The 6,004-nt window shown below is 49.8% G+C and carries 5 protein-coding genes; 3 read left to right on the top strand and 2 right to left on the bottom strand.

Going from position 1 to position 6,004, the window contains the following annotated elements; all coding sequences use genetic code 11:
- The 3 genes from pheT to ACLR2L_RS18170 form a co-directional block, all read left to right on the top strand.
- Nucleotides 1-1,641: phenylalanine--tRNA ligase subunit beta (pheT, locus tag ACLR2L_RS18180; protein ID WP_413370192.1), on the top strand; the 1,641-nt coding region annotated here is incomplete at its 5' end.
- A 3-nt stretch (nt 1,642-1,644) separates the two neighbouring features.
- On the top strand, nt 1,645-1,944 hold the full coding sequence (gene ihfA / locus ACLR2L_RS18175; protein WP_073324884.1) for an integration host factor subunit alpha: 300 nt from the start codon (nt 1,645-1,647) through the stop codon (nt 1,942-1,944).
- A 125-nt stretch (nt 1,945-2,069) separates the two neighbouring features.
- Entirely contained in the window at nt 2,070-2,627 is a 558-nt protein-coding gene (locus ACLR2L_RS18170) for a hypothetical protein (RefSeq protein ID WP_413370189.1), read from the top strand.
- 156 nt (nt 2,628-2,783) lie between these two features.
- On the opposite strand, the gene ybaK is transcribed toward ACLR2L_RS18170, so the two are convergent.
- Entirely contained in the window at nt 2,784-3,251 is a 468-nt protein-coding gene (gene ybaK / locus ACLR2L_RS18165) for a Cys-tRNA(Pro) deacylase (protein ID WP_140960442.1), read from the bottom strand.
- Between the two features lie 9 nt (nt 3,252-3,260).
- On the bottom strand, nt 3,261-5,552 hold the full coding sequence (locus ACLR2L_RS18160; protein WP_413370187.1) for a penicillin acylase family protein: 2,292 nt from the start codon (nt 5,550-5,552) through the stop codon (nt 3,261-3,263).
- Nucleotides 5,553-6,004: the final 452 nt, after the last annotated feature.

The following is a 6,004-nucleotide window of genomic DNA, read 5'->3' as shown; positions in this document are numbered from 1 at the left end:
GTTGATGTGACTAACTTTGTGCTGCTTGAACTGGGTCACCCAATGCATGCTTTTAATCTGGCTTCCATTGAAGGCGGAATTAATGTCCGTATGGCGCATGCCGGTGAATCTCTGACACTGCTGGATGAAACTACGGTAGAACTGAAAGACAACACCCTGGTGATTGCCGATGACAACAAAGCGCTGGCAATGGCAGGGATTTTTGGTGGCCTGCACTCAGGTACTGATGAGACGACTACCGACATTCTGCTGGAAAGTGCGTTCTTCGCGCCGGATGCCATTATGGGTAAAGCGCGCCAGTATGGTTTGCACACCGATGCGTCGCACCGCTATGAGCGAGGTGTTGACCCGCAATTACAAGCTACCGCAATGGAACGGGCAACGCGCCTGATTCTGGATATCTGTGGTGGTGAAGCGGGCCCGGTAGTGGAAGCTGTTAATGAAGCAACATTACCTGCGCAACCGGAAGTTACCCTGCGCAAAGCGCGCCTGAAGCGCGTACTGGGTATTGATATTGCAGACGCCACTGTGGCTGAAATTCTGGCCAGATTGGGCATGCAAGCAGCAGAATCAGCCGAAGGCTGGGTTGCAAAAGCACCGTCCTATCGCTTTGACATTGCCATTGAAGAAGATTTGATTGAAGAAGTGGCCCGTGTACACGGCTACAACAGTATTCCTAATATGGCGCCGGTTGCAGCACTGTCGATGATCCCGGCCAGCGAGGCAACATTGTCGCTGAATACCGTGAAATCGGTGTTGCTCAATCGCGGCTACAACGAAGCCATTACGTATTCGTTTGTGGATCCGAAAATTCAAAATCTGTTGTTCCCAGATAGCAATGGTCTGGTATTACCGCATCCGATTTCGGCTGACATGTCGATTATGCGTGTAAGTTTATGGCCGGGCTTATTGCAAGCCGCCTCTTATAACCAAAAGCGCCAGCAGAATCGCATTCGTTTGTTCGAAACTGGCTTGCGCTTTGTGCCTGATGCCGCTGCGCCTAATGGCATTAATCAGCAGCCAATGCTGGCGGGTGTGCTTGCTGGTCGGCGCTTAGCTGAACACTGGGACGGCACTGATTCAGCCGTTGATTTCTTTGATGCCAAAGCCGATGTTGAGGCGCTGCTGGGATTAACGGGTAAGAGCAAGCAGGTGAGCTTCAAAGCTGAAGCGCACTCAGCCTTGCACCCTGGTATGTCTGCCGCCGTGTATCTGGACGACAAACACATTGGCTGGCTGGGTGCGATTCACCCGCAGTTCACCAAAAAGCTGGGTACTAACGGGCGCGTATTTGTATTTGAGCTGCAATTAAGCGCGGTAACACAGCGCGATTTGCCACAGGCAAAAGCCATTTCCAAGTTCCCTGCAAACCGCCGTGATATTGCTATTACGGTGGCAGAAAACGTAGCGGTAGGTGACATAATAAAATTCATTGAAAAAAATAGCGCAAATCAATTAGTTGGCCTAAACTTGTTCGATGTGTATACTGGTCAAGGAATAGCCGAGGGCTATAAGAGCCTGGCCTTATCACTGATCCTGCAGGATCCCGACAAAACGTTGGAAGATGCAGAGATCCAAGCGGTGGTAGATTCAGTGGTTAAAGGGCTTGAATCTGAATTCGGGGCAGCGTTAAGAGAGTAAATTATGGCATTAACCAAGGCCGAGATGGCTGAACACTTATTCGAAAAACTGGGTATCAACAAAAAAGACGCTAAGGATTTGGTGGAGGCGTTTTTTGAAGAAATCAAAGGCGCACTGGAATCCGGTGAACAAGTGAAACTCTCCGGGTTCGGTAACTTTGATTTACGCGATAAAAATGAACGGCCTGGCCGCAACCCAAAAACGGGTGAGGACATTCCGATCAAAGCACGTCGCGTGGTTACCTTCCGCCCAGGTCAGAAGCTCAAAAGTCGGGTGGAAAACTCCAAACCGCCTACTGAGTAATTGTCTGACATAACATCTTAAATGGATTGGCCAGCAGTTCTGCTGGCCATCTGATGCTGTTTGTAAAGCATGGCTTTATTAACAGACCGTCTAACCTACACGTAGTTTTGGGGTAGGAATTGCTTATGACATTTCGCAAAGGCTTAATATTAGCCGTTGTTTTGCTATTTGCCGCTGCCGGGATTTGGGTAAGTCAATCTGTCGAGCCAGTTAACAATGAACAAGACGATACTGACTTGGCGTCGCTGTCGTTTCGTCAGCAAATATTGCACGCCAGTGATTTAATGGCGGGTGTTAAAGTGGCCATTAAGCAGCAAGATGAACAAGCGCTTCAAGCGTGGCAACAAAAAGCGGTGGACGTAGCGAAAGCCGCAGAATTGAGTGAACAGGACATTGAGTTTATTGCGTCTAATGAAGGGTTGGAATACCTGCAATTTCACGCAAATCGTGCCTTGTTCAACGATGAACTACTGCAACGTTACCATTCTTTATCTGGCATTGACGATTTAAAAGCACAATACCCTCAAGCGCAGGATTTGTTTGCTAAAGCCGACAACATGATTGCGCAACGCGATGCCATCATCAATGAAATAGCCATTGAGCTTGGTGGCGTAAATCCTCCTGAAAAGGTGGCACTGGAAGAAGCCCGACGTCTGTGGCAACAGCGTTTTACAAGTAACTAAGCGCGATTAGTTACTTACACTCAGGCCCAGTTAATCCCCTTTGGCAGCGAGTAACCACTGTACTCCAAATGCAAAACCCGTCGCTGTGACGGGTTTTGTGCTTTTGACGAGGCGTGGAGCAAATGCGTGTAATGACTTATCAGCTCTAAACTAAAACTAGCCTGCCAACGCGGCAAACTTACCCCGTGTCAGGCTGGCTAAATCCTGCGGGCTTAATTCGATTTCCAGGCCACGCTTACCTGCACTTACAAATATAGTGCTAAACGGCTCTGCCGAAGCGTCGATAAAGGTCGGCAGGGCTTTTTTCTGGCCTAAAGGGCTAACTCCCCCAAGCACATAGCCGGTGGTGCGTTCCACTTTTTGCGGATTGCCCATCTGCGCCTTTTTTGCGCCTGCCACTTTAGCTAACTGCTTTAAATTGAGCTGATGCGTAACGGGTACCACCGCGACCACCAGCGCGCCTGTGTCTAATTCTGCCACCAGGGTTTTAAATACCTGCTCAGGCGGCAGCGAGAGCTTTTCAGCAGCCTCCAAGCCGTACGACGCAGCTTGTTTGTCATGCGTATATTTATGCACTTTGTGGGCAATTTTCTTTCGCTCAGCAGCCACAATACCCGGTGTCATCATTTTCTCCTATTGAGGTGTGAAGGATAAGGTATGGACGGGCGTACCGGGAAGTAATGGCGTTAAACGCTGCTCGGCGTAATCCATAAACCCAGCCCGGTAGAACGGCGACAACGGATGACCCGACTGGCCCCCCGGAAGTGTCAGCACTGCACTATCGAGTTTGCCCGGACGCACAAATAATCGTTCTGATGCACCAAATGCAGGCTGTTGAACAGACGGCATATAGGTATCGCCAAATCCTTCAACTTCCGGCATGTTCAGGTATTTACCCAGTACCGGAATTTGCTTAGCAAACGGGTGAGTAATGGCCAGCGTATTCACTTTGCCCCAGCGCAGGGCAGAGAGGTCTTCACTTTTACCAAAATCGGCTTCCAGTGACGCTTTGGCCGCTTCATATTGCGCCAGCATAAATGACTGCCAATCATCGTGACCTTTAGGTAACCAGCCCGGAGGCTCATTTCGAATGAGTTGCCATATAGCTGGCTCTAAATACCGGCTCAATGGTCGCAGTGACAGATCTTTAGCGGATAACGCGTCGGCAACCGGATTAAATGCAGCAGAAATCACCTGCTGACGGAAGTGCTTCACTAACGTGTAACCTACTGAATCGGCGCAAGCACAATTACCCCAGTTTTCCAGCGCGTTGATATCGCTGGCAAAATAGCCACTGTTGCGATTGAGTAACTGACGCAACAAAGCATGCCATGGCTGCAGAAAGCGGGCTTCGTTGTCTAACTGGATCTGATAGAAACGGCCTTCGTCGAACTGGTTGTAGTCAAATAAACGATCGCGAATTTGTTGCGCGCGTGCCCCCAGTGCATAGCCACCATCGCCGAAGCGTTTGGCATCGTCGGCACTCATTACCCGGGAATTGCCGGTCCAGATGCGCTTGGTCTCGGGGTTCATCACAACCGGCAAATCCATCTCATCTATCTCCCATCCGCTGGCGGCTTGTGATTCAGGTACCGCGATGTCTTTTGGCACCTGACGTCCCGGTACGGCACCGCCTGGCATCCAGGCAATATTGCCGCCAGTATCACCCATGACGAAGTTTTGTACCGGGATCCCCAGTTTACGCACAGTCGGAATGGCTTGTAGCACACTTAACTGCGTGTCCATTTGCATGAGATTTAAATTGGCAGAGTAGGGCTGATGTGCAACCCATTGTAATGCGTAATAGCGATCGCCGATTTGTTTTACTGGCCCCCACTGACTCTCGAGGCGGGTGTAACGGTGTGCTTCGCCTTTTACCAGAATCGTTTCTTCTACTTCGGTAAGGCTGGCCGGATCGCGAATTTCCACCCAGTCTGCGGTATCGATATAGGCATTGGTGAAGCCCCAGGCAATATGGCCATTGGTCCCCACAATAATACCGGGTACGCCAGGCAGCGATACACCGGTAATATTTACATCGTAGTAATCGCTGGCGTAGTTTAACTGGGTGCGGTACCAGATAATCGGCACCCTGAAGCCCAGATGCATATCGTTGGCCAGTAACGCACCGCCACCGTCGGTGAGATCGCCACTAACAATCCAGTTATTGCTGCCCACTTCCGGATTAAACGGCAGCACGTTGGTGTTCAACTGCGCGGTGAGTGCCTCTGCCGGCAATGGGGGAATTTCAGCCTCGAACTGCTGACGGCTGCCATCGAGTGCCGCCTGATACTGACTGGACTGTAAAATAAAGTCCACCATGGGCTGGCCATACTGCTTTTCCAGTTCGGTTAATGCTAAATCTCTTTCAAGTGTATTGCCCTGCAAATCCAGATACATGCTGTATACCACCAACAGGCTATCCGCTTCCGTCCAGGGTTTGATATCGAAGCCAGTAAGGATGTATTCAAACGGTTTTGCGCCCAGCTCGCTGATGGCCTGGTTTACGCCTTTAGCGTATTGGGCCAGTGCCTGTTGTTGCCAGTCTGGTAAAGTGGGCAGAATGCGTTCTGCACGGCGACGGAATTGATGAAAACGGTTGTTTTTGTCGACGTTTAGCGCTACGTCTCCCAGCCACTCCGATAGCTCTCCTGCGGCAACACGACGCTGTAAATCCATTTGAAACAGTCTGTCCTGTCCGTGGGCATAGCCTAACAAATAAACGGCATCCATTTGGTTTGCCGCAGTGATCACAGCTTGTCCCAGTGCATCACGGGATAAACTGGCCGGATGGCTGATATGGCTAATCTGCTTTTGCCCATCGAGCACAGGTAAGCTTTGCGATAGGGTAACGTACACCGTTGCACCGGCGATGAGTACAATGGCAATAACGCCAATAAACAACCATTTAATCCACTTGAGCATGGGAAGGTCCTTGTAATTACATTTCTGCATGAAAACAGAAGCTTAATCGTAGCAGTTTACAAGACGATGAAATGCAAATGCCAGTGAATTATAGCAAACAGGTCTGACCGGATTGCGACGAAGGGGTATTGGTTCAAATCTCATCTCGCGGTAAGCTGGCTAAAAGGTCATCAGACCGATAACAATAACATCCATAAAATCAAATAGTAGCGATGCCATCTGTAGGCATGTTTTCAGACAGATACCGTTACATTAAGGGCAGTGAGCGTTATTCAGGCCCGTTTACAGCGTCAGGACGCCACAACTGCTTCAGGCAAACAGGAGTACGTACGATCAGTACGGGTTGGCAATACTATGAAAATAAAAAATAACGTCATTGTGTTTAGTGCCGTGGTAAGCGGTTTGCTTTGGTGGGTATTGGATGTCAATGGACATCCCTCTGCGTTGAGCTT

The sequence above is a fragment of the Alteromonas sp. AMM-1 genome (assembly GCF_047290655.1).
Taxonomy (GTDB): domain Bacteria; phylum Pseudomonadota; class Gammaproteobacteria; order Enterobacterales; family Alteromonadaceae; genus Alteromonas; species Alteromonas mangrovi.
This window is presented reverse-complemented; position numbering and strand designations above follow the sequence as displayed.